Source organism: Acinetobacter endophylla (genome assembly GCF_053543775.1).
Genome location: NZ_JBLVOM010000205.1, coordinates 1706 through 2730, shown reverse-complemented (window position 1 = coordinate 2730; position 1025 = coordinate 1706). Strand labels below are relative to the sequence as shown.

Sequence of the window (1025 nt, the reverse complement as noted above, 5' to 3'; positions counted from 1 at the left end):
CAATCAGTGCTCTACCTCCACTACTCTTACACCGAGGCTAGCCCTAAAGCTATTTCGGGGAGAACCAGCTATCTCCGAGTTCGATTGGAATTTCTCCGCTACCCCCACCTCATCCCCGCACTTTTCAACGTACGTGGGTTCGGGCCTCCAGTGCGTGTTACCGCACCTTCACCCTGGACAGGGGTAGATCACACGGTTTCGGGTCTACGTCCACATACTAAATCGCCCTATTCAGACTCGCTTTCGCTGCGGCTCCGTCTTCTCGACTTAACCTTGCATGTTAAACGTAACTCGCCGGTTCATTCTACAAAAGGCACGCCATCACCCCTAAATTGGGCTCTGACTTTTTGTAAGCACACGGTTTCAGGTTCTATTTCACTCCCCTTCCGGGGTGCTTTTCACCTTTCCCTCACGGTACTGATTCACTATCGGTCGCCAGGTAGTATTTAGCCTTAGCAGATGGTCCTGCTGGATTCATACGGGGTTTCACGTGCCCCGCACTACTCGGGATCCGTCTCGGAGAGAACACAGTTTAGGTTACAGGGCTTTTACCTCTATCGCGGGCCTTTCCAGACCTCTTCACCTACCATATTCCTTTGTAACTCCATGTGAGACGTCCCACAACCCCAGGAGGCAAGCCTCCTGGTTTAGGCTGTTCCGCGTTCGCTCGCCGCTACTGACGGAATCACTATTGTTTTCTCTTCCTCAGGGTACTTAGATGTTTCAGTTCCCCTGGTCTGCCTCTACACACCCTATGTATTCAGGTATGAGTAACTGCGAATTACCACAGCTGGGTTTCCCCATTCGGACACCCCCGGATCAAAGCTTGCTTACAGCTCCCCGAGGCAGTTTCGTTGTTCGCCACGTCCTTCGTCGGCTCCTGGCGCCTAGGCATCCTCCGTGTGCTCTTATTAGCTTAACCTCGATTTTTCCGTAGGAAAATATCGGACATTGAATTTCTCCAGAGAAAAAAACAATCTTCGACCTTCCGGTTGGAATCCTCGTATCAACTAATAACTAATTAA

1 rRNA gene is annotated in these 1025 nt (G+C 50.9%); it reads right to left on the bottom strand.

The features are described 5' to 3' along the window. A 23S ribosomal RNA gene (locus tag ACNPNW_RS06345) occupies positions 1–922 on the bottom strand; the annotation flags it as partial. Positions 923–1025 lie beyond the last annotated feature (103 nt).